Annotated in this window: 23 protein-coding genes; 19 read left to right on the top strand and 4 right to left on the bottom strand. The window is 34.4% G+C overall.

Annotated elements, in window-relative coordinates; genetic code table 11:
* The first annotated feature begins 36 nt into the window (after positions 1-36).
* Positions 37-1,050 carry an AI-2E family transporter gene (locus ACXY7N_RS03375; RefSeq protein ID WP_016088334.1) on the top strand — a complete coding sequence of 338 codons (1,014 nt, stop codon included), beginning with the start codon at positions 37-39 and terminating at the stop codon, positions 1,048-1,050.
* A gap of 118 nt (positions 1,051-1,168) precedes the next feature.
* On the opposite strand, the gene ACXY7N_RS03370 is transcribed toward ACXY7N_RS03375, so the two are convergent.
* Together ACXY7N_RS03370 and ACXY7N_RS03365 are read right to left on the bottom strand one after the other, a co-directional pair.
* Positions 1,169-1,453, bottom strand: coding sequence for a YesK family protein (locus tag ACXY7N_RS03370; protein ID WP_016088333.1), 285 nt, complete (start codon positions 1,451-1,453; stop codon positions 1,169-1,171).
* A gap of 109 nt (positions 1,454-1,562) precedes the next feature.
* Positions 1,563-2,507, bottom strand: a complete 945-nt coding sequence (locus tag ACXY7N_RS03365) for an L-lactate dehydrogenase (RefSeq protein ID WP_016088332.1) — start codon at positions 2,505-2,507, stop codon at positions 1,563-1,565.
* 201 nt (positions 2,508-2,708) lie between these two features.
* Here ACXY7N_RS03365 and ACXY7N_RS03360 point away from each other — a divergent pair, with 201 nt between their 5' ends.
* From ACXY7N_RS03360 to ACXY7N_RS03310, 11 genes are all read left to right on the top strand, one after another.
* Positions 2,709-4,145: a flavin monoamine oxidase family protein gene (locus tag ACXY7N_RS03360; protein WP_488592275.1), complete on the top strand. Its 1,437-nt coding sequence runs from the start codon at positions 2,709-2,711 to the stop codon at positions 4,143-4,145.
* 103 nt (positions 4,146-4,248) lie between these two features.
* Positions 4,249-5,172 (top strand): CobW family GTP-binding protein, encoded by a 924-nt coding sequence (locus ACXY7N_RS03355; protein WP_488592274.1) that lies wholly within the window; start codon positions 4,249-4,251, stop codon positions 5,170-5,172.
* 130 nt (positions 5,173-5,302) lie between these two features.
* The gene (locus tag ACXY7N_RS03350) at positions 5,303-5,908 is read left to right on the top strand and encodes a TetR/AcrR family transcriptional regulator (protein WP_016088329.1); all 606 of its coding nucleotides are present in this window, start codon (positions 5,303-5,305) and stop codon (positions 5,906-5,908) included.
* Positions 5,909-5,922: 14 nt separating this feature from the next.
* The gene (locus ACXY7N_RS03345; RefSeq protein WP_488592273.1) at positions 5,923-7,413 is read left to right on the top strand and encodes an o-succinylbenzoate--CoA ligase; all 1,491 of its coding nucleotides are present in this window, start codon (positions 5,923-5,925) and stop codon (positions 7,411-7,413) included.
* 4 nt (positions 7,414-7,417) lie between these two features.
* Positions 7,418-7,834, top strand: a complete 417-nt coding sequence (locus ACXY7N_RS03340; RefSeq protein ID WP_098591662.1) for a MaoC family dehydratase — start codon at positions 7,418-7,420, stop codon at positions 7,832-7,834.
* Entirely contained in the window at positions 7,834-8,829 is a 996-nt protein-coding gene (locus ACXY7N_RS03335) for a 3-oxoacyl-ACP synthase (RefSeq protein ID WP_016134177.1), read from the top strand. Before ACXY7N_RS03340 ends, ACXY7N_RS03335 begins: the two co-directional genes overlap by 1 nt.
* Positions 8,830-9,010: 181 nt before the next feature.
* Positions 9,011-10,228 (top strand): substrate-binding domain-containing protein, encoded by a 1,218-nt coding sequence (locus ACXY7N_RS03330; protein WP_000062015.1) that lies wholly within the window; start codon positions 9,011-9,013, stop codon positions 10,226-10,228.
* A gap of 89 nt (positions 10,229-10,317) precedes the next feature.
* Positions 10,318-11,091, top strand: coding sequence for an ABC transporter ATP-binding protein (locus ACXY7N_RS03325; RefSeq protein ID WP_488592272.1), 774 nt, complete (start codon positions 10,318-10,320; stop codon positions 11,089-11,091).
* Entirely contained in the window at positions 11,069-11,770 is a 702-nt protein-coding gene (locus ACXY7N_RS03320; protein WP_029439348.1) for a branched-chain amino acid ABC transporter ATP-binding protein, read from the top strand. The genes ACXY7N_RS03325 and ACXY7N_RS03320 overlap by 23 nt, the downstream gene beginning before the upstream one ends.
* 21 nt (positions 11,771-11,791) lie before the next feature.
* Positions 11,792-12,652 carry a branched-chain amino acid ABC transporter permease gene (locus ACXY7N_RS03315; RefSeq protein ID WP_033659665.1) on the top strand — a complete coding sequence of 287 codons (861 nt, stop codon included), beginning with the start codon at positions 11,792-11,794 and terminating at the stop codon, positions 12,650-12,652.
* Positions 12,653-12,701: 49 nt separating this feature from the next.
* Positions 12,702-13,655, top strand: coding sequence for a branched-chain amino acid ABC transporter permease (locus ACXY7N_RS03310; RefSeq protein WP_016088321.1), 954 nt, complete (start codon positions 12,702-12,704; stop codon positions 13,653-13,655).
* Between the two features lie 97 nt (positions 13,656-13,752).
* Here ACXY7N_RS03310 and ACXY7N_RS03305 read toward each other — a convergent pair whose 3' ends face one another.
* On the bottom strand, positions 13,753-14,541 hold the full coding sequence (locus ACXY7N_RS03305; protein WP_016088320.1) for a LysR family transcriptional regulator: 789 nt from the start codon (positions 14,539-14,541) through the stop codon (positions 13,753-13,755).
* A 120-nt stretch (positions 14,542-14,661) separates the two neighbouring features.
* Between ACXY7N_RS03305 and ACXY7N_RS03300 the strand changes: the two genes are divergently transcribed.
* The gene (locus ACXY7N_RS03300) at positions 14,662-15,210 is read left to right on the top strand and encodes a DUF4865 family protein (protein ID WP_064449347.1); all 549 of its coding nucleotides are present in this window, start codon (positions 14,662-14,664) and stop codon (positions 15,208-15,210) included.
* A gap of 88 nt (positions 15,211-15,298) precedes the next feature.
* On the opposite strand, the gene ACXY7N_RS03295 is transcribed toward ACXY7N_RS03300, so the two are convergent.
* Positions 15,299-16,042, bottom strand: a complete 744-nt coding sequence (locus tag ACXY7N_RS03295; RefSeq protein WP_488592271.1) for a siderophore biosynthesis protein — start codon at positions 16,040-16,042, stop codon at positions 15,299-15,301.
* A 389-nt stretch (positions 16,043-16,431) separates the two neighbouring features.
* Here ACXY7N_RS03295 and ACXY7N_RS03290 point away from each other — a divergent pair, with 389 nt between their 5' ends.
* From ACXY7N_RS03290 to cydC, 6 genes are all read left to right on the top strand, one after another.
* Positions 16,432-16,875 carry a MarR family winged helix-turn-helix transcriptional regulator gene (locus ACXY7N_RS03290; RefSeq protein ID WP_001205523.1) on the top strand — a complete coding sequence of 148 codons (444 nt, stop codon included), beginning with the start codon at positions 16,432-16,434 and terminating at the stop codon, positions 16,873-16,875.
* A gap of 120 nt (positions 16,876-16,995) precedes the next feature.
* Complete coding sequence (locus ACXY7N_RS03285) at positions 16,996-18,051, top strand: LLM class flavin-dependent oxidoreductase (RefSeq protein ID WP_488592270.1); 1,056 nt, start codon at positions 16,996-16,998, stop codon at positions 18,049-18,051.
* Between the two features lie 615 nt (positions 18,052-18,666).
* Complete coding sequence (gene cydA, locus ACXY7N_RS03280; protein ID WP_488592269.1) at positions 18,667-20,070, top strand: cytochrome ubiquinol oxidase subunit I; 1,404 nt, start codon at positions 18,667-18,669, stop codon at positions 20,068-20,070.
* Complete coding sequence (gene cydB / locus ACXY7N_RS03275) at positions 20,057-21,073, top strand: cytochrome d ubiquinol oxidase subunit II (protein WP_016134184.1); 1,017 nt, start codon at positions 20,057-20,059, stop codon at positions 21,071-21,073. Before cydA ends, cydB begins: the two co-directional genes overlap by 14 nt.
* A complete protein-coding gene (gene cydD / locus ACXY7N_RS03270; protein ID WP_016088314.1) occupies positions 21,073-22,788 on the top strand; it encodes a thiol reductant ABC exporter subunit CydD in 1,716 nt (571 codons plus the stop codon). The genes cydB and cydD overlap by 1 nt, the downstream gene beginning before the upstream one ends.
* A gap of 2 nt (positions 22,789-22,790) precedes the next feature.
* Positions 22,791-24,515, top strand: a complete 1,725-nt coding sequence (gene cydC, locus ACXY7N_RS03265) for a thiol reductant ABC exporter subunit CydC (protein WP_016088313.1) — start codon at positions 22,791-22,793, stop codon at positions 24,513-24,515.
* Positions 24,516-24,538 lie beyond the last annotated feature (23 nt).

Below are 24,538 nucleotides of genomic sequence, written 5' to 3'. Positions count from 1 at the left end.
CAATTTCCATCCACTGAAGGGGGAGGTTAAATCTTAATGAATGAAGTGAAAAATTTCTTTCGAAGTAGAGGGTTTCAACGGTTTCTCGTTTTAATAATAGTAGCGTTAGTATTATATGGTTTAAAAAGTATGATCAATTTAATATTAATTACGTTTATACTGACATTTTTAATGGATCGATTTCAACGTTTTATTTCAAAGAAATTGAAAGTGAACCGGAAAATTGTTATCGCCTGTTTGTATATCATATTAGTTTCCTTTATTGGCACGACATTGTATAAATATTTACCTGTGTTAACGATACAAATTTCACAATTGATTTATCAATTTAAATTGTTTTTTCAAAATCCACCTGATAATGAAATCATTAAATATGCACTTTCGACAATTAACGGAATGGAAGTATCAAAGTATATAGAACAAGGTGTAGATGTTATCTATCAATCGATAGCAAACATAGGGAAGGTAAGTTTACAAATATTATTGTCTCTCATATTAAGCTTATTTTTCTTGTTAGAAAAAGAGCGTATTATTACCTTTACTTCTAAATTTAAAGAGAGTAAGCTAAAGATTTTTTATGAGGAGATTGCATATTTTGGCGAAAGGTTTGCAAGATCGTTCGGTAAAGTAATAGAAGCACAGTTTTTAATTGCAGTTGTAAATTGTATTCTTACTGTCATTGTATTAATTGTTTTAGGATTTCCGCAGCTACTCGTATTAGCTGTTATGATTTTCCTACTCGGATTGATTCCAGTTGCAGGTGTGATTATTTCTTTATTTCCACTTTGTATCATTGCTTATAACGTAGGCGGAGTTATGTATGTAGTATACATACTTGTGTTCATTACAGTCATCCATGCTCTTGAAAGTTATTTTTTAAATCCGAAGTTTATGTCTGCGAAAACGAATTTACCAATCTTTTATACATTTATGATTCTCATCTTTTCAGAACATTTCCTTGGAATATGGGGGCTTATTATCGGGATACCGATTTTTATCTTTTTCTTAGATGTACTTGATGTAAATAATGAGAAAGCGATTAAAAAATAATGGAAAACAACCGATGTTTTCAAGGAACGAATACATCGGTTGTTTTTATTCTAAAAAATGTTAATTGACAGTGGTTAATAAATAGTAAGGGTGGGACGCCACTGATTAAAGCTTCACTTTATTCTTTCTTAGCAGGTGGAAGTTTAATAAATCTATTTGCAATTAAAGCTATAATAACAGCAGTAAAAAGAAATAATGCGATTATGCCAATTCCCATACCTGCCCATCCTCCGATAAGGAAGATACTAATCGGTATTGTTAATAAGCATATAATAAGTAGAATGAATCCGAGATTTTTTTCATATTTTTGAGTTGGAAATAGAGTCCTGATGATTAAAAAGAGGAAAAGTATTAGGGATGAAATAGCCAATAAGAGGACTACAATTGTCCAAGAGTCATTCATGAAATCACTCCTTAATATTATGAATAATATTAACCTATATCATAGGGAGAGGGATAGTCAAAATAAAAAAGCAATCCAAAATAAATTGGATTGCTTTTTACTATACATATTAAAGAACTGGAGCCATTGTTTCTTTCAACACTTGAACAGAGTGATCGAATTTTAATTCTTCTTCTTCACTTAATTCCACTTCTAAAATTTCACGAACACCGCCGCGATTTAAAACAGCAGGTACACCGATATAAACATCTTTTTGACCGTATTGACCTTCTAAGTAAGCTGATACTGTTAATACGCTATTTTCGTCGTTTAAAATTGCCTTTGTAACACGTAGAAGTGACATACCAATACCATAGTAAGTTGCACCTTTTCGCTCAATAATATGGTAAGCCGCATCACGAACGTTTATGAAGATTTTGTCTAAATCTTCTTGCGTGTATGTGTTGTCTTTATCAAGAAGCGTTTGTAGTTTTTGAATACCAACTGATACGTGACTCCAAACAGGAAGTTCCGTATCACCATGTTCTCCGATAATATAAGCATGAATGTTGTGTGGACCAATATTGAAGTACTCACCTAACATATAGCGGAAACGAGCAGAATCAAGTGTTGTACCAGAACCAATTACGCGTTCTTTTGGTAAACCAGATTCTTTCCAAGTTACGTAAGTTAAAATATCAACAGGGTTAGTTGCGATTAAGAAGATACCATCAAATCCGCTATCCATAATACTACGAACGATTTGTTTAAAGATTTTCGCGTTTTTCTCAACTAAATCTAAACGTGTTTCGCCTGGTTTCTGTGGTAATCCAGCTGTAATGACTACAAGATCAGCATCTTTACAATCTTCGTAGCTGCCTTTCCATACTCTAGTTGGAGCTGGTGCAAAAGGAACAGCATGACTTAAATCCATTGCTTCTCCTTCAGCTTTTGCCTCGTTTACATCAACTAAAACAAATTCTTCAGCTACAGCTTGGTTAATCATGCAGTAAGCATAACTACATCCAACTGCTCCTGTTCCTACTAATACAACACGGTTAATACCTTTTTTCATTTCAAAATTCCTCGCAATTTCATTGATTTTATTATGTAAGATAATACGTCTTACTTCTATAGATTCATATCTAGTTTATTACATTTTATAAAAGATATTCAAGTATTTGAAAATCTATCCGTGCAATTTCTTGCACGAAACATAGGAAGTAAGTTAACCGAATATAATGCAATAAAATCCTTTATCGAAGGGGAAAAGGGCATGATGCAGCCATTAACGATGGAAAGAATGCTCCATATTATTAATGTGGGGCTCGTTAAAACGAATAATCCAAAGCAGATTATTATTGCTGGTGCAGGAATTTCAGGATTAGTTGCAGCATCGTTATTGAAAGAAGCAGGGCATAACATAACAATTTTAGAAGCGAATAATCGAATAGGCGGAAGGATATATACGATTCGTGAACCATTTAGCTCTGGTTTATATTTTAATGCAGGACCAATGAGAATTCCTGAAACACACGAGTTAACTTTAGCTTACATTCGTAAATTTAAATTACCGTTAAATCTTTTTATAAATAAAACCGCTTCCGATATTATATATACGAATAATATTAAAACGAGATTGAGCGTGTTTGAAAAAAATCCAAGTATACTTGGGTATCCCATTTTAGAGAACGAAAAAGGAAAAACGGCAGAAGAGCTAATGTTAGTAGTATTAGAACCAATACTTAATTTTATAAAAAAAGATCCTAATAAAAACTGGATCATCGTTGAAAAAAAGTATAAAACATATGCACTCGGATCATTTTTAAGTGAGTATTATTCAGATGGAGCAATAGATATGATTGGGGTACTTCTAGATATGGAAGCATATATGGGAATGTCTTTAATTGAAGTATTACGTGAAATGCTCTTTTTTACTTCAACGACAAAATATTATGAGATAACGGGCGGAATGGATGCATTACCCAATTCATTTTTGCCACAGCTAAAGGATAATATTTTTATGTCGTATAAAGTAGAAAAAATTATACAGGAAGATAATAAAGTGATGATGCAAGTAACAAATGAACAAACGTTAAATCCATTTATGGTAACAGGCGACATTGCTATTATCACAATTCCATTTTCAGCGTTACGATTTGTAGAAGTTCAGCCATATTGTGTATTCTCTTATTTTAAAAGACGAGCAATTCGTGAATTAAATTATATTGATGCAACTAAAATTGCGATAGAGTTTAAAAGTAGATTTTGGGAGAAAGCGGGACAGTGTGGTGGGAAATCTATTACAGATTTACCTATACGGTTTACATATTATCCGAGTTATGGCATTCATACACCAGGGAAAGCTATCGTTTTAGCGAGTTATACGTGGGCAGATGAGGCGTTAACATGGGATAGTCTTCCGCAAAGAGAGCGTATTCGTTACGCATTAAAAAATTTAGCGAAAATATACGGCGACATCGTCTATAGTGAGTTTGTTACTGGAACATCTTTTAGCTGGGGTCAAAATCCGTATTCTTGCGGAGCATTTACGGCCTTCGAACCAGACCAAGAGCTAGAGTTATTTCCGTATATTACGCCGCCAGCTGGCAAAGTACACTTTGCAGGAGAGCATACAACATTAACCCACGGATGGATGCAAGGAGCAATAGAGTCTGGAATTAGAGTTGCTTATGAAGTAAACGAACAATGAAGATATATTTACAAATCACTACTCTTTTAATAAAATAATAAATATAAATCGTAATTATTACGCTTTGAATATGTTTGAAATAAAGAAATGGATGGTCGATCAAATGAATAAAGTAGAAATTCATATATTAGGTGGCTTTTTAGGCAGTGGAAAATCAACATTATTACAAAATTTATTGTTAGCGGAGAAAAAGAAAAATAGAAAAGTTGCAGTATTAATGAATGAAATTGGTGAATACTCGGTAGATACAGATATTATTGGAAAAGAGAATGTTTTAAGGGAACTTCTAAAAGGATGTATTTGTTGTACGTTGAAAGAAGAGCTTGAAATACAGTTGCATTCGTTATATCAGCAAGAAAGACCAGATGTCATTTATATAGAAACGACAGGTGTTGCGCATCCAATTGAAGTATTAGATGCGTGTGTATCACCAATTTTAGCACCTTTCCTAGAAGTGAAATCAATTGTCGTCGTTTTAGATGCAGTAAGGTGGTTAAATCGAAGAGTATTAAGTGCAAACGTTCAGCAATTATTGCATGAGCAACTGAAGTTTGGTAGCCACATTTTAATTAACAAATCAGACTTACTAACAGATGCGGATAAGAACAAAGTAATTGAAGAAGTGAAAGCAATAAATAATCATGCGAAATTGTTTGAAACAAAATATTGTAATATATCTTTAGAAGACATAGAAGAAGCTGAATTTACGAATGTTGGGGAGCATGAGACACTACATGTAAAACAGCATTTACATATACAAACGATGACATATCAATTTACGAAATCGATTGATCAAGATAAATTATACGAATGGCTTTCGAATTTACCAGATAGTATTTATCGTGTAAAAGGATTTGTGAAATTCCATGGAGATAAATACCCGCATCTATTCCAATATTCATTTGGGGTACCAACTTTACTGGAACAAGATTTCGGTTTCCCGACGAACTTGGTAGTAATAGGAGAAGGGCTAGATAAGAAACAATTGGCTGAAGGGTTGGAGAAAGTAGAACTCAATTCTAATTAAGATTAAAGGACTAACTTCAAAATAAGTTAGTCCTTTTTTGTATGTAGAAAAACGCTTGCGGATTTTGTCTAATGAAAATAATTGAAAAATTCAGAAATATATTTATAATCAAATCTAAGAGGTGATTCAGGTGTCAGAAAAAATAATAATGGATGTAAAAAACCTAACAACAAAAGGGTTAGAAACGAGAGAGAAATTATTGTGTGCTGCAGAAGAGGTGTTTGGTAGTAAAGGGTATTACGAGGCTTCTATCGTGAATATTACACAAGAAGCAAAGGTAGCGCACGGAACTTTCTATAATTACTTTCCATCTAAAAAAGATATATTTGATGAATTGATCCGCAGATTGAACCGTGAGTTACGCTTAATTATTAAAGAAGAAATGAAGGGAATATCAAGTTATGAAGAGGCACAAAGAAGAGGTTTTCAGGCTTTTTTTCGGTGGGTGAAAGATCGACCTAATCTATATAACATTGTACAACAGGCAGTAGTTGTTGATGATAACTTATATAGATGGTACTATGCAAAGCTCGCAAATGGATTTTTAAAAAGTTTATCGGCTGGTATGGAAGCGGGAGAGTTTAAACAACTTGAGAAAGAAACAATTGCGTATTGTCTTATGTCAATTGGGCAATTTCTAGGGATGCGATGGGGTTATTGGGAAGAGAAAGATGTTCCGGAAGATGTATTTGAAGCAGCGATGTCATTAATATTTGAAGGATTGAGAAAGAGATAAGGGAGTGGGAAAATATGCAAGGCATTGCTTATTGGATTGAAAAACGGTCCTATTTACATCCAGATCGCATTGCCATTATTACAGAAGAGGAGGAAATAACATATAAACAGTTACATGAGTATGTAAGTAAAGTAGCAGCATATTTAATTTACGACTTACATGTGCAAAAAGGAGAAAGGATAGCTATTTTATCACAAAATAGCTTGGAATATATTGTACTTTTGTTTGCTGTAGCAAAGGTAGAATGTATTGCTGTTCCACTTAATATACGGTTAACAGAAAATGAACTTATATTCCAGTTAAAAGATAGTGGAACTACAGTTTTATTTGTAGAGGAAACATTTCAAAATATGGCACTGTCAATGCATAAGGTATCGTGCGTACAAAGAGTTATTTCGATTGAAAGTTTAAAAGAAATAGAAGATAGAAAAAGTTACAACTTTGAAGAGATAAATGAAAGCGCATCCTTTATTATATGTTATACATCAGGTACAACAGGAAAACCGAAAGGAGCTGTACTTACACAAGAAAATATGTTTTGGAATGCGCTTAATAATACATTTGCGATTGACTTAACTATTCACGACCGCTCCATTGTATTATTACCTTTATTTCATATTGGTGGGATTGGTTTATTCGCATTTCCAACTTTATTTGCAGGTGGCGTAATCATTATTCCAAGAAAATTCGAACCAACTGCAGCTCTTTCCATGATAGAAACACATAAAGTGACTATAGTGATGGGAGTACCTACAATTCATCAAGCATTAATGAATTGCGCAAAGTTTGAAACTACAAATTTACAATCAGTTCGCTGGTTTTATAACGGTGGTGCACCATGTCCAGAAGAGTTGATGAGAGAGTTTATAGATAGAGGATTTTTATTTGGGCAAGGCTTTGGCATGACTGAAACATCACCAACCGTATTTATGCTTTCAGAAGAAGATGCAAGACGTAAAGTAGGTTCAATTGGGAAACCGGTTCTGTTTTGTGATTATGTACTTATTGATGAAAACAAAAATAAAGTTGAGATTGGTGAGGTTGGAGAGTTACTTATAAGAGGACCAAATGTAATGAAAGGGTATTGGAATCGGCCAGATGCAACAGAAGAAACGATTCAAGATGGTTGGTTATATACGGGAGATTTAGCTAAAGTTGATGAAGATGGTTTTGTATATATTGTCGGCAGAAAAAAAGAAATGATAATTTCCGGTGGTGAAAATATTTATCCACTTGAAGTAGAGCAGGCCATTAATAAGATTTCGGGGGTATATGAGGTAGCGGTCGTTGGTAGGCAACATGTAAAGTGGGGAGAGATTCCAATTGCCTTTATTGTGAAAAAGAGTAGCAGTGAATTAACTGAAAAGGAAGTCATTGAACATTGTCGTTTATTTCTAGCAAAATATAAACTTCCAAAAGAAATTGTGTTTCTAGAGGAATTGCCTAAAAATGCAACTGGTAAAATTCAAAAAGTACAGTTAGCAAATCAATTGAAAAGTTGGTGAAGAGATGACGATGTATAGCACAGGTCAACAGGCATCATGTAGTAAAACAATAACAGAAACGGATTTTGTATTATTTGCAGGTTTGAGTGGGGATTTTAATCCAATTCATATTGATCATGAGTATGCGAAACAAACTAGATTTAATCAAAGAATAGCACATGGTTTACTAACTTCAAGTCTATTATCACAATTGTTAGGTGTTCATTTACCAGGAAAGGGTTCTGTTTATATGGAACAAACTATTAAATTTACAGCACCAGTTTTTATAGGAGATACGATTACAGCTACGGCAACAGTACAAGAATTTATGATAGAAAAGAGAGTTTTGAAATTGTTAACGGAGTGTCATAACCAAAAAGGAGATTTAGTATTAACTGGTGTAGCGACTATGATGGTGCCAAAAGAAGGAGGAGTAGTCTAATGAATATTGGGATTGAAGCGACTGGTGTTTTCTTCCCAAAAGACGTAGAGACGGCCGCAGACCTATCTCAAAAAACAGGTATCCCTGAGAATATTATTATAGAAAAGTTTGGATTATATGAAAAACATGTCGCAGACGAAACGATGCATGCATCAGATTTAGCTATTGCTGCTGCAAAGCCAATATTATTACAAGTAGATCCTCAATCTATTGATGTAGTCATTTATTTTGGCAGTCCACATAAAGATTACCACGTATGGTCAAGTGCCCCAAAAATTCAGCATGAACTTGGATTAAAAAATGCTTATGCTTTTGAAATTATGAATGTTAGTTCTTGCTTTCCTATTGCTCTCAAAGTCGCAAAAGATATGCTCTACTCCGATAACTCAATTGAAAATATATTATTAGTAGGTGGGTGTAAAGAATCTCAAATTGTAGATTATGATAATCCACGCTCACGTTTTATGTTTAATTTCGCTGATGGCGGAAGTGCAGCTTTAGTGAAAAAAGACGCTAGAAACGGTGAAATATTAGGAAGTGCGATTATAACAGATGGTTCATTTCATGAAGATGTTCGTATCCCCGCTGGTGGATCGAAGCAGGTTGCGAGCTATGATACAGTTGAGAATCGACAACATTATATTGATGTAATAGATCCTATTAGTATGAAAGAACGTCTAGACCGGGTTTCAATCTCTAATTTTGATAAGGTTATTCGGGAGGCGTTAAGAAAAAGTGGATATACTCCTAAAGATATTAAAGTATTGTTACCACTGCATACAAAACGTTCTATGTTAATAGAATTGATACAGGGGCTAGGGCTAGCAGAAGAACAAGTTGTATATTTAGATCATTATGGACATATGTCAGCGCTTGATCCTTGCATTGGTCTTCACTTTGCAAATGAACAAGGAAAATTACAGGCCGGAGATATTGCAGTAGTAGTTAGTGCAGGGACTGGGTATACGTGGGCAGCTACTGTGATTAGGTGGTGAAAAAAACTAGATGAGTATATGCTAAATGGAGGTATTTGGAAAGAGGCGGCGAATGTAAAGGTACTTCATTAAATTTTTTTAACAGATTTGTTTGTATGATTCAAAGGAAAAGTCATAATTACGGATGGGTAACTTTGGCGTGTTTGACTCTATCAGAAAGTAAAGTATGGGGAGGATCACAATGTCGATGAAAAAACGTAAATGGCTAAGAATGATGGCTACTGGTTGTGTGTTAGGTTCGTTATTAATAACGGCAGCTTGTTCAGGAAAGAAAACAAGTACAGAGGATGAAAAGACGATTAAGGTAGGGGTTCTTGCATCATTAACAGGTCCATTAGAATCGTATGGAAAACAAACCATGAACGGATTTGAATTAGGCTTAGACTATGCAACGGGTGGAACAGGGAAAGTGGAAGGGAAGAAGATTAAGTTTGTTGTAGAAGACACGGAAACGAAAGCAGATGTAGCAGTTAAAAAAGCTACGAAGTTATTAGAAGAAGAGAAGGTCGATTTTTTAGTCGGATCGTCTAGTTCAAGTGATACATTAGCTGTTCTACCACTAGCTGAAGAATATGAAAAAATAATGGTTGTAGAACCGGCAGTAGCTGATAGTATTACCGGGAAGAACTGGAATAAATATATTTTTAGAACAGGTAGAAATTCATCTCAAGATGCAGTCGCTGGTGCTGCGGCAATTGCTAAAAAAGATGTGAAAATAGCAACGTTAGCACAAGATAATGCTTACGGCCGTGAGGGAATTGCGGCATTTAAAGCTGGAGCGAAGAAATTAGGGGCAAATATTGTAAACGAGCAATACGCAGATACAAATTCGACTGACTTCACTGCAAATATTCAAAATATCATTAGCTCAAAACCAGATTATTTATTTATCGTTTGGGCAGGGGCAAACTCACCTTGGAAACAGTTAAAAGATATGAATGTGGAAGCGCAAGGCATTAAAATTTCTACAGGTGCACCAGATATACCGGCATTAAAAACGATGGATGCGTTAGTAGGAATGCAAGGTTTTTCTGTTTATTACCATACACTTCCGAAAAATAAGGTGAATGATTGGTTAGTGGAAGAACATAAAAAACGATTTAATGGTGCGGTGCCAGATTTATTTACAGCAGGAGGAATGTCTGCGGCAATTTCAATTGTAGAAGCTTTAAAGAAGACAAAAGGTGATACAGATGTAGATACATTAATTAAGAAAATGGAAGGAATGGAATTTGATACACCGAAAGGAAAGATGAAGTTTAGAGAAAAGGATCACCAAGCGATGCAGACACTGTATTCTATCACATTGAAAAAGCAAGATGGTGTTGATTATCCGGTGCCAGTATTAGAGCGAGAATTAACGATGAAAGAGACAGAACCACCAGTTCAAAATAAATAGACTGAATTTTCTGTTGTTTTCGTATAAAGAGGGGATACCCTCTTTATACGTATTTCTTTCATACTCAAAGCTTTAAAGGGAGGGATTTCGTGACACATTTGCTGGAAACGAAAAATCTTAGCGTATCTTTTGGTGAACATCATGTTATTAAGGATGTGAATTTAACAGTACAAAAAGGAAAGCTCATTTCCATTATTGGACCAAATGGTGCAGGAAAAACAACGTTATTTAATTTACTTAGTGGACAAATTTCTCCAACAAAGGGTGAAGTATATTTTAAAGGACAAGAGATTACAAAGTTATCAATTTCGGATCGAACTCGATTAGGAATTGGTCGTTCTTTTCAACTTACAAATATATTCCCAGAGTTAACGGTACTTGAAAATGTTCGTTTAAGTGTTCAATCATTCGTGCAAGATTACTATAGTTTTTTTCCGAGTTCGGCAAAATTTAAGCAACAAGTTGGAGAGGCAAGACGTTTCTTAAAAACAGTATTACTTCAGGAGAAAGAACATGTATTAGCGAAAGATTTAGCGCATGGAGAAAAACGAAAGTTAGAGCTTGCGATGTTATTAGCTTTAAAAACAGATGTGTTACTACTTGATGAGCCGACGGCAGGTATATCAGTTGAGGAGGTACCGGCAATCTTACAAGTAATTGAAAATATTAAGAAACATCCAGAGAGTACAATTGTACTAATTGAACACAAAATGGATATGGTACTAGGTTTATCAGACCACCTTATCGTTTTATTCCATGGAGAGTTATTGGCTGAAGGTTTGCCCGAAGAAATGATGAAAGATGAGCGTGTACAAAGTGCTTATTTAGGGGGATTATATAGTGGCACTATTACAAGTGAATAATATAGAGACGTATTTAGATCAGTTTCATATTTTACAAGGGGTTTCTCTTGCTGTTGAGAAAGGAACGATTACTGTACTGTTTGGAAGAAATGGGGCAGGGAAGACTACGACATTACGTTCGGTTATGGGGTTTCACCATATCGCACATGGTGAAATTTATTATGATCGTACACAAGTAAATGGATTATCTACACATTTAATTTCAAGGAAAGGAATAGGGTATGTACCAGAAAATCAAGGTATTTTTCACGATCTGACAGTAGAAGAAACATTCGCTCTTGCTAGGGGGAAGGGCGAAGAAGCGGAAGAAAAAATAGAGTGGATGCTTGAATTATTTCCGGATTTAAAGCAGTTTTGGCACAAAAAAAGCGGACTCTTAAGCGGAGGACAAAAACAAATGCTAGCAATTTCAAGAGCATTTATTAATAGTGATGGTTTATTACTTATTGATGAGCCGAGTAAAGGCTTGTCCCCTATTATGATAGAAAAATTAATGATAGCCATTTTAAAAATGAAGGAGAAAACAACAGTTTTACTCGTTGAACAAAACTTTATGATGGCTAGTCAAATTGGCGATTACTTTTATATTATGGATAACGGAAGAATTGTTCATAACGGTTTTATGCATGAATTAAAAGAGGATAAGGAAATGTGTCACAAATATTTAGGAATCTCTTAACATGAATCCGGGGTGAGAAGGATGGATGTGTTAATCAATTTATTTGTAAATGGGATTTCAACAGGGATGCTCATTTTTTTATTAGCATCAGGTCTTTCACTTATTTTCGGTCTAATGAGCGTTCTAAACTTCGCACATGGTGGTTTATTTGCGTGGGGAGCGTTTACAGGTGTTTGGCTATTTAATATGACAGGTAGTTATGTATTAGCATTAATTGGAGCAATAGCTATGGGCATGTTCCTTGGGTTCATTTTAGAAAGATTTCTAATTAGACCGGTATATGGAAATCATGTTCGCCAGCTTCTAGTTACGCTTGGGGGAATGCTTGTACTTAGTGAATGTATTAAAGTATTTTGGGGACCAAATCCAATTGGAGCAAAATTACCGTTATGGTTACAAGGAAGTTTTACATTTGACGGCGTTATATTGATTAAATATCGTCTATTCGTTATTTTAATTGGGATCATCATTTACATTGCCTTACTATTATTGCTCAAAAAAACAAAGATAGGTCTTATGATACGCGCAGGTGTAATAGATAAAGAGATGGTTCAAGCGCTCGGTATTAACATAAAAGCGATATTTTCTTTCGTCTTTTTATTAGGAGCAGGGATGGCAGCGTTGGGAGGCTTCTTATTAGCACCGTATTCAGGCGTTATTTTCGCCGAGATGGGTATGCAGTATGCGATTTTAGCTTTCATAGTAGTAATCATTGGAGGGCTAGGAAGCGTACAAGGTTCAGCAATCGCTTCTTTAATTGTCGGATTAGCGGGTGCTTTTACAGCGTATTTTATACCGGATTTATCACTTGCAATCAATATGTTAATGTTACTATTTTTCTTAATAGTGAAGCCAACTGGTCTTGTTGGTGAAAAGGGGTGAAATGGTGAACAGCACATCAAATCGAATTAAAGTATACTTCGGAGTATTTATGCTCATTTGTTTAAGTGTATTTCCATTCGTAAATGATTCACGGAGCTTGTTAATTTTGTTCACTCAAATCTTCATCTTTGCTATTTTTGCAATGAGTTTTGATGTATTGCTTGGATATACAGGAATTGTATCGTTCGGTCACTGTATGTTCTTTGGAATAGGAGCATATGGCGTAGCGCTTTTATTTGATCGGCAAGGAGTATCCATAACGAATTTTTTTATAGGGATAGTAGCTGCAATTATCATTTCAGCCATTGTTAGTTATATAATCGGTTTGCTTTCTTTACGGCTGAAAAGTCATTTTTATGCAATGTTAACACTTGCTATTTCACAGTTATTTTTCGTACTTGCTGAAAAGTGGCGCGGGCTTACTCATGGAGGGGATGGTTTTACATTTGGTGTACCAGACTTATTCCGTGATCGTTTTAACTTTTATTATGTAACCCTTATATGTTTAATTGTCATTTTTATTCTGTTACGTCTTTTCACCAAATCTTCTATTGGAAAAGTATTAAAGGCAATTTCACAAAATGAACAACGTGTTGAAGCACTAGGATATAAAGTGCTTCATTATAAAATTATTGCTAGCATTGTTGCAGGAGTAGTAGCTGCGATTAGCGGTGGTTTATTTGTTATCACATTGCGTTTTGTTAATACGACAGTATTTTCAATTGAAATGACATTAAATGCATTGTTGATGACGATGATTGGCGGAGTTGGAACGTTAATTGGAGCGATTGCTGGAGCAGGAATTATTGAATCACTGAAATATTATTTATCAGAACTAGCCACAGAGTTTCCAATTTTTGAACGATGGACGATTATTCTCGGTTTATTGTACATTATCGTATTGCTAGTTTTCCCGAAAGGATTAGTTGGCACGGTTAAGGGACTGAAGAGTATGAAACGGAATAAGAAGGAGAAAAGTGCAGAAGTGGAGCAAAATGTGTGAAAAATCAATTGTATAGAATATGAAAATCCCTCTTTTAGATTCGTAAAGGAGGGATTTTTATTGGCGTATGTAATTAGTTAATTTGATAGCTCTTCTATTAATCAAATAGTTCATCAGGGATTTGTTTTAAAGAGTTATGATTTGTAAAAAAATGAACAGCTAATTTCTCAACTGGAATATCTTCAATTGGTTCCAATTTATCCTTTCTGATCGGTAAAAAGGCTATTCCGTTGCCATCGTTTATAAAATCTTCAATGAGTGAATAAGAATCTAATTGTTGAAGTTGATGCTGAGATAGATTATTTTCTTTTAGAAATTGTATCGTCCTATTTCTAAAAGGGCACTTTTTGTCATTGCTAACGAAGAAGAGTTCCTTTGAAAAGTCAATGGTACACTTTTCTTTCGCTTTTAATAAGCCTATAGAAATTGAAGTGGAAAATACTTTTTTAAACGCTGTGTCCGGGTAATCCTCATAAGTAATGACCATATCAACTTTTTGTTGCTGCAGTAATTTTTGCAAATGACTACTATTTTCTACATATATTTGATAATTCCTGAAATTTTCTTTAATGCGCTTACTTAAATAATTAGTCAAAATAGATTGTGACGTCGCGATTATATAAGAAGAACCACTCATTTTAATTTGATCTTTCGCTTCTTCTACTAGAGTTAATATTTGATTCGTGTAGTCTAATAAAATGTCTCCAGAAGGTAGTAAGGAAACGCCTTTGTTATCTCTATGTAGTAAAGGTGTTTCTAACTCTTGTTCTAATTTTTTGATTCGCTCAGTTACGTTTGGTTGAACATACCCTAACTCTTTCGCAGCTTTACTAATAGAACCTTCGCTAGCTACAGTTTTGAATATAATAAGATCATTTATTTCCATTTATCACAGCCCCTTATACGATATCATTATAAATGATACCAATCATAATTTATACCTATTTTACGTTAGTCAATCATCGCCTTATCATTGTGTATATAAGATGGAAAGTGAGTGATAAACATGATTGGAATGCAATATAAGGTCATTTTGCCAAAAGATTATGATATGGAGATTATTAGGAAAAGGGTAGAGGATAATGGGTATAAAACGGATGGTTTTCAAGAATTGAATTTCAAAGCATATTTAATGACTGAGGCAGGTAAGCATGGGAATTTCTATAACTGTTATGCACCTTTATATATTTGGAATGGTCATGAAGGGATGAATAAATTTATTTTTGAAGGGTATTACGATAATATTTTACAATCGTTTGGGTGGCAACAAATAAATATAGGTGTTCCATTAGTTGTTAATCTAAGTGATGATTTTAAAAAATGCAGATATGTTGTCGAATATACGGGGAGTATCCCTCAAAAGAATTCATTGATTGGGACTCAATTTAACATTTTGAATAAGAATGCCCAGAATACAGAAAATTGTAAAGGGAATGTAATAGTGTATAACCCAGATAAGTGGGGATATAGTCAGTTTGAATTTTATGAAGTAAAGCCTGAAATTGAAGAGATGGAGGATATTACAATATATGAGGTTTTACACATTTCACAGTAGATGCGGAATTGAAATATAAATAAATTATTTATAAAAAATCCATGTTGATTCATGTAATAATGTTCAAAATGGATTTTTCTTAAGTATCTTATGTATATTCAAAACAAATTACTGCTTTTCTTAATTCTTTATTAAAGAATAAGTAAATACGATCGGCACCATAAGCTTGAAAATAATATCCTGTAACAAATCCAACATATGTAAATGGACGTCCATATTCATCTTTTGGTACATATAGAAGATTCGTAAAGTCAAAAATTTCGTCTTCGTTATCGCAGTCTTCTAATAATTCTTTACCTTCTTCTGTCATAAAACGAACATCATTTAGGATACCATTTACCACGGGATAATTTAATCCCCAGCCATTTGTTTGTTTTTCGGCAAACTCTTCTTCTAATACTTCTACAGATGTAAATTCTTTTCCAAAGCTAGAATAAGGATAAATTTTTTGATTACGTTGAAAATATTCTTTACGGATTTGATAATTTCTTTCATTACTCTCGTAGGCTTGTTCTATTATGTCAGAATTATTTTGTTCGATTTTGAAATAATTCCAATCCGCTTCAAATTTATATTTTCCATTAATGACATCGAACCCTAATGTATCTGCTTTCGTAAAATTTGTGTGAAATGGTTTGGTAAAATCACCAACGCAACCATCATGGATTTCTTTTGCTGACACAATATGTAACCATTCTTCTGATTCTGGTTCAACACATTGTAAATTAATAGAGCAAATGGGTAAAAAGTGTTTTTTATGCTGTTCCAAATCATCATAAAATATGTCCTCATATTCAGGAAATGGTTTTATAAATCGTTTAGAAATTTGCATGTTATCCCCACCTTTTTATGATTGTTTTATTTAATTGTATCATTATATTTAGTTTTTTGTTCGCAAATTAAAAACACTCATACTTATGAGGGGGAAAGAGTACGTTAATAAGGTTGTATATTTCATTTTGGAGATAATAAAATGTAACTATTTAATGATGTGAATTCCCGAACAAATTGTGTCAGAAAGCAAAAAAATGCATAATAAGGATTAGGTATTTGAGCTTAAATCTTTTTACATAGAAAGGTAGACCAGATATTACACAAGTGATGCATTTGGGTATAACATATTGTTTTAAGTTAGGTGTATGAAAAATATAATTATCTCTTGCATTACTATCACTTGAGTGGTAAAGTGATAGTAAGATTCACGATAGGAAGTGATCAAACATGCGTGATAATACGATAGGGTCATTAATATGGTTACGTTTAATACGATTCACGAACCAAAGTAATCAGATGTCAAATGAGTTTTTAAAACGTTTTGATTTAACGACAGCTCAATTTGATGTTCTTTTGCAAATACGTACGTATCAGCCATTAACACAAATGGAGTTAGCTGAAAAGGTAACTGTTACACAAGGCGGTATTTCTCGAATGTTAACTCGTCTTGAAAAAGAAGGATATATTGTACGAAAACAGGATTGGAAAACGAAAACAATTAGTCTTACAGAGCAAGGGGAAGCAGCTTTAGAGAGAGCATTGCCAGAGCAACTTGCATTTCAATCTTCGTTTTTTGATGATGTATTAAATGAAGAAGAGCAAAAAATATTATACGAGCTGATGACGAAAGTTCATAAGCATAGTGAAAAAAAAGAATTACCACAAGAGTAATTTTTTTTACGAAATCAATTGACTAATCAAGTGATGTTGTAAGGAATAGAGAGATACATTTGAATTACCGACGTTTTTAGAAGAGAAACTAATACCACTTCATTAAAGGAGAGAGTAATGATGGAAAAATACCGTATGGATATAAGTAAAGGAATGGAGTTTGGATTATATTCGATTGGGGATCATGTTTTAAATCCGCATAATGGAGAGAAAATTAGTGCAGAACAAAGAATTCATGAATTAATTGAAACAGCTAAGTTAGCGGATGAAGCTGGACTGGATGTATTTGCTGTCGGTGAAAGTCATCAAACGCATTTTACGACGCAAGCTCATACAGTTATTTTAGGAGCTATTGCACAAGCTACGAAAAATATAAAAATTGCAAGTTCAGCAACGATAGTAAGTACATCTGATCCGGTACGAGTATATGAGGACTTTGCTACAATTGATTTGATTTCTAATGGACGTGCAGAAATTGTGGCTGGCCGTGGATCGCGTATTGGAGGATATAGTTTACTTGGTTATGACGTGAATGATTATGAAGAGTTATTTGAAGAGAAGATGGATCTTTTATTAAAAATTAATAATGAGGAACATGTAACATGGAATGGACAGTTCAGAGCACCACTTGCACATGCATCGGTTATTCCAAGAGCTAAAAATAATAACTTACCAATTTGGCGTGCAGTTGGTGGCCCACCAGCTAGTGCGATTAAAGCAGGACGTGCAGGTGTACCAATGATGATAACAACACTAGGTGGTCCAGCTATTAACTTTAAAGGATCAGTAGATGCTTACCATGAGGCTGCTGAGAAAAGTGGGTTTGATCCAGCAAGTTTGCCAGTTGCAACAACGAGTTTATTTTATACAGCAAAAAATTCACAAGATGCACTTAGTGAATACTATCCTTACATTAATGCTGGTATGCTTACACTACGCGGTGGTGGGTATCCGAAACACCAATTTACAAATGCAATAGATTACCGTGACGCGTTAATGGTTGGTAGTCCGCAACAAATTATTGAAAAAATGCTTTACCAATATGAATTGTTTGGGCAACAACGCTTTATGGCACAAATTGATTTTGGTGGTGTACCATTTGATAAAATTGAGAAAAACATCGAATTAATTGCTACTGAAATTTTACCGGCTATTAGAAAACATACAGCAAAATAATTTAAAAAATACCGAGAGTCTAATCGATTCTCGGTATTTTTTATATATTAATTTAGTTTGAAAAAATGACAAAAAATGAATTTTTAGTATAGAGAGAGCGCGGGTGTTTTCTATTTTTGAATAACATTATTTTGTGTTTGAATTTTAAAAATACATTTTTCTCTTGACAAAAAACTAACTAATTTCCTTGTTGGTTCAGAGGACATTTTTTTGCGTAAAAGTCAAGTGTATGAAGAGAAAAACGATTATTTTATTGATATGAAAGTAAGTCTTATATTAAAAAAATACATTTTATTAATGAGAAAAATCTAATTCAAAAAAATGACAAAAGACATATTTCAGACAAAATGATGTCAATAATACGTCAAAAATCAGCTGAATTTACTATGCAGGTATATTATACAATTCGATTAACGGATAAAACACTACTGAAATAGTGAAAAGGTAAATTTTATGAGAAAGTTCTTTTGTAATTATCTTAAAAACTGAAAATTTATATTTTCTAAAAGTACATAAACAAATTTATCTTTCTATATTTCTAAGATTTGAGTTGTTTTATTCATACAACTCAATCGAAAATACGATATAAAAAATTATGAAGGAAGTGATTGTAGTATGGAAACGCTCGAATTGGCACGAATACAATTCGCATCAACAACGATTTTCCATTACTTTTTTGTTCCGCTGTCTATTGGTTTAGCTTTTATCATTGCGTTAATGCAAACGTTATATGTGGTAAAGGGACAAGAAATTTATAAGAAGATGACGAAGTTTTGGACGCAAATATTCCTTGTAAACTTTGCGGTAGGTGTAGTAACTGGTATTCTACAAGAATTCCAGTTTGGTATGAACTGGTCAACCTATTCACGTTTCGTAGGTGATGTGTTTGGTCCATCACTTGCGATTGAAGGTTTATTAGCATTTTTCATTGAGTCTACATTCTTAGGTTTATGGGTATTCGGTGAGGATAAATTACCGAAGCGAATTCACCTTTTATGTATTTGGCTCCTTTCAATTGGAACAATGTTATCAGCATTTTGGATTTTAACTGCAAGTGCATTTATGCAATCGCCAGTAGGATATGAAATGGCAGCAGATGGACGTGCACAAATGAATGATTTCTTAGCAATTATCCAAAACCCACAATTATGGGTACAATTCCCGCATACAATTACAGCGGCAATTGCAACTGGTGCCTTCTTTATTGCAGGTGTGAGTGCATGGAAAATAACGAAAGCTCAAGAAACTGAAGTGTTTAAAAAATCGTTCCGCATTTCTATCATTGTTGGAACACTTACGACAGCGCTTGTATTATTCTTCGGTCATGCGCAAGCACAACAATTAATTAAAACACATCCAATGAAAATGGCAGCAGCTGAAGCGTTATGGAATACGAGTGAAGATCCAGCGCCATTTACAGTATTTGCGAAAATTGATGCAGAGAAGAAAGAAAATTCGTTTGAAATTCAAATCCCTTATATGCTAAGTCTATTATCATATGATAAATTTAGCGGTCAAGTAGAAGGGATGAATCAAATTCAAAAGCAATATGAAGAAAAATATGGGCCTGGAGATTATATTCCACCAGTACACACAATGTTCTGGAGTTTTAGAGCGATGGTAATGAGTGGCACATTTATGCTTCTTCTAGGAGTATACGGATGGTTCTTATCAAGAAAAGATCGTTTAGCTGAAAAAACTTGGTATTTAAAATTAATGGTGTATGCAATTTCACTACCGTTTATCGGTAATACAGTAGGATGGATTATGACTGAAATGGGACGTCAGCCTTGGGTAGTTTTCGGTGTTATGAAAACGGAAGATGCTGTATCTCCAAATGTTACGTTCGGAGAAGTGTTATTCTCTTTAGTTTCATTCACATCACTATATTTAATTATAGGTGGAACTACTATTTACTTATTCGTTCGTATCATTAAAGGACATGAGAATAAGAAAACGAAACAGGATTCTCAAAGCCATGATCCATTTGATAAGGAGGAAGAGTATGTTATCTCTTAATGTGTTGTGGTTTATCATTATTGCAGTTTTATTCGTAGGCTTCTTTGTACTTGAAGGTTTCGATTTCGGTGTAGGTATAGTTTCAAGGTTTTTAGGGGAAAACGATTTAGAGAAAAGAATATACTTAAATACAATTGGTCCATTTTGGCACGCGAATGAAGTATGGCTTGTTTGTGCTGGTGGAGCTATGTTCGCGGCATTCCCGCACTGGTATGCAACTTTATTTAGCGGGTTTTACATTCCGTTTGTATTTATGCTTCTTGCTTTAATTATTAGAGGTGTTTCCTTTAAATTCCGTGCGAAAATAGATAATCATAAATGGAAAGGTTTTTGGGATTGGGGTATGTTTTTAGGAAGTTTGCTACCGCCTATCCTTTGGGGAGTTGCCATTGCTAATTTTATGGTAGGTATTCCAATTGATGAGACGAAAAATGCTGTAGGTGGATTCTTACAATTACTTCATCCATTTGCATTACTTGGAGGAGTTATGTTCCTTCTGCTATGTATTGTTCACGGCTTGCAATTCCTTACTATACGTACAACTGGTAAGTTAAGAGAACGTGCACGTATTGCTGCGTTGAAAATTGCACCGCTTGCAATTATAGCACTTCTTATTTTTGCCGGTGTAGGGTTATGGAAAACAGATATATTCACTGGTCATGGTACAGAGTGGATTATGGTTCCGATCGGAGCTTTTGTAGCATTATGTGCGTCAACATTATTAAATAAACGAAGAAGAGATGGTTGGGCTTTCGTTATGACGAGTTTAACAATCATTTTACTAAGTGCGAGTGTGTTTGCCGGCATGTTCCCACGTGTCTTAATTAGCTCGTTAGGGTCAATATACGATTTAACAATTTATAATGCAGCATCAGGAGATTATGCACTAAAACTGATGACGTATTTTTCAATTGCTATATTGCCATTTGTTTTGGGAAGTCAAATATGGAGTTTCTATGTGTTTAGACAACCTGTTAAGTCAGATAAAGATTTGGAGTACTAATGAAAAGAAAAAGAGGACTTCCGTCGTATCCTGGTAGCCGAGTTTTATATGTAGTGTTAACAATCATTAGCATTTTAGAAGCTTTTAGTATTATTGCACAAACAGTGTTTTTAGCACGGGCTATTACGTTCTTATTTCAGGGAGAAACAGTACAATCTGTGTTAAATGAAACTGTTTATTTTGGAATCACGTTTGCAGTACGTCACATGTTGGTTCGAATATCGCAAATATTAGTGGAACGTTTTGCTGAAAAAACAGGATCGCTACTGAGAAAACAATTAATAGAGGCGTATTTCACGTTAGGTCCACGGTATGTTCAAACTGCTGGAACAGGTCATCTGGTTACCTTATCGATAGAAGGTATTGAGAAATTTAAAACATATATTGAATTAACAATTCCTAAAATGATTAGAAGTAGTATCATACCGGGACTAATTGTACTATATGTTTTTACGTTAGATATTGAGTCTGGAATCATTTTAGTTGTAACGATTCCTATCGTAATTATATTTATGATCCTACTAGGATTAGCAGCACAGAAAATGGCGGATAGCCAATATGAAACATATCGTGTACTTTCTAATCATTTTGTAGATACGTTAAAAGGATTAGAAACATTAAAGTATTTAGGTAAAAGTAAACAGCACGAAGGAAAGATTGAAAAGGTAAGTAAAAGATATAGAAAAGCAACGATGCGTACTTTGCGAGTTGCTTTTCTTTCTTCTTTTGCATTAGATTTCTTTACGAGTTTATCAATCGCATTTGTGGCGGTCGGATTAGGGATACGTTTAATAGACGGGACAATTGTACTATTGCCAGCCCTTACGATTTTAATTTTAGCTCCGGAATATTTCTTGCCGATTAAACAAGTTGGAGCAAATTACCATGCTACGTTAGATGGACAACTTGCAATGGAGCAAATAGAAAAGATTTTACAGCAACAAAAAGAAATAGGAAAGAAAGAATCTAATGTAGATATCATATGGAATTCATCTAGTAACTTGAAATTACAAGATGTAAAAGTAAAGAATGATGAATCTGAAAAAGAGATATTAGAGAGAATTGATTTTACTTGGAAAGGTAACGGTGCTATTGGTGTTATTGGTGAGAGTGGAGCGGGGAAATCAACACTAATCGACGTATTAGCAGGATTTTTAACTCCTTCTGGTGGAAAGTTGATTGTAAATGGTGTTGAAATTGACGGGTCTACTCGTGAAGATTGGCAAAAGAATATTGCTTATATTCCGCAGCAACCTTATATTTTCCCGCTTTCATTAAAAGATAACATTTGTTTCTATGAAACAAATACAACTGATGAAGAAGTGGAAAGAGTTATTAATGAAGTTGGTCTTCGTTCACTTGTTGCATCGCTTCCGAATGGAATGTACGAAAGAATTGGAGAAGGTGGACGTATGCTTAGTGGTGGACAAGAACAACGTGTCGCTATGGCACGCGCACTTCTAAGTAAAAAGCCAATTATTTTATTAGACGAGCCTACGGCACATCTTGATATTGAAACTGAATTTGAAATAAAACAAGCGATGTTACGTCTGTTTGAAGGTAAGTTAGTATTTCTTGCAACACATCGTCTTCACTGGATGAAACAGATGGATCATATTCTTATTTTAAATAAAGGGGAAATGATAGAAAGTGGAACATATGAAGAACTTTTAAAGAATGCGGCACTACATTTTCACAGGAAAGAGAGGGAATAGAGATGAGTAACTGGATTAAACCTTATATACAGCAAAATAAAGGTAGAATGACTTTAACTATTTTCCTTGGTCTTCTTGGAGTTAGTTCAGGTGCGATGTTACTTTTCATTTCAGGTTATTTAATCTCTAAATCTGCTCTTAGACCAGAAAATGTAATGGCTGTATATGTTCCTATCGTTGCAACACGTGCGTTTAGTATAGGACAAGCGGTATTTCATTATTTGGAGCGTTTAGTTGGACACGATGTCGTACTACGCATATTAGAAAAGATGAGAACGAAACTATACAGAATAGTAGAACCGCAGGCGTTATTTTTCCGTTCACGATTTCAAACGGGCGATATGTTAGGTATATTATCCGAAGATATAGAGCATTTGCAAAACCTATATTTACGTACAATATTTCCTAGTCTATTAGCATTAGTTGTATATAGCATATTCGTACTTGTTATCGGTGCATTTGACGTAGTATTTGCACTTATTGCAGCATGTATGTTGGCTATTATCGTCTTTCTGCTTCCGTTTGTATCATTACTTTTAATGAAGCAACATCATGTTACTTTAAAACAAGGAAGAAGCCGTTTGTATCAACAATTAACAGACGCTGTTTTTGGATTATCAGATTGGCAAGCAAGTGGTAGAAAAGATGAATTCATCGATAAGTATGTAGAGCAAAATGCTCAGTTGTTAAAAACGGAAAAAAGAATGAAGCGCTGGAATCATATTAGGGACAGTATCATTCAATTAGTAGTGGGGATTGTAGTTATTTCAATGATCATATGGACTGGAAATGAGGCGGCAAGTGAACAGATTGCACCTACCGTTATTGCGGCTTTCGTCTTAATGACGTTATCAGTCACAAACGCGCTTATTCCTCTTTCAGATGCTATCGATCGAATTCCATCATATGTAGAATCTGCTCATCGTCTAAATAGAGTAGAAGCTAATGATGTTTTACAGGATGAAAAGGAATTACATGGAGATAAAGATTATGTTGCATCAAAACATATAGACATTGAATTAAATAATGTATCGTATCGTTACCCAGATAGTAATGAATTTGTATTGAAAGAAGTATCACTGCAAATAAAGGCAGGAAAGAAAATCGCCATTTTAGGAAGAAGTGGAACAGGAAAATCTACTTTGTTAAAATTGTTAGCAGGTGCGCTAAGCCCGTTACATGGTGAAGTTTTATTGAATAGTGAACAGGCTCATACGAATCTTTTATCAAAATATATTTCTGTATTGAATCAAAAGCCGCATTTATTTGATACGACAATTGGAAATAATGTGCGAATCGGTAAACCAGAGGCTGCGGATGAAGAGATATGGACAGCTTTAGAGAAAGCACAATTAGCTTCGCATATAGCTTCTCTTCCAGATGGATTGCAAACAAAAATGTATGAAATGGGAAAAAGGTTTTCTGGTGGAGAAAGACAACGGGTTGCTTTTGCTAGAACGCTAATGCAAGAGGCTCCAATTATTGTACTTGATGAACCTACGATCGGCTTAGATCCAAAGACAGAACTATCTTTAATAGAAACAATGTTTTCTGCAACAGAAGAAAAGACTGTTATTTGGATTACACACCACCTTGTAGGAATTGAACATGTAGATGAAGTTATATTCCTTGATCGTGGTCAAATTGTGATGCAAGGTAGTCATGAACAACTTCTGAAAGAAAACGAGAAGTATCGTAAGCTGTATGAGTTAGATAAAGGAATATAGTTTGAATAAGTAATAGTTGTAAA

The sequence above is a fragment of the Bacillus sp. 5w2 genome (assembly GCF_054353775.1).
The sequence above is the reverse complement of the archived record's forward strand: the minus strand, read 5'-3'. Positions and strand labels throughout refer to the sequence as shown.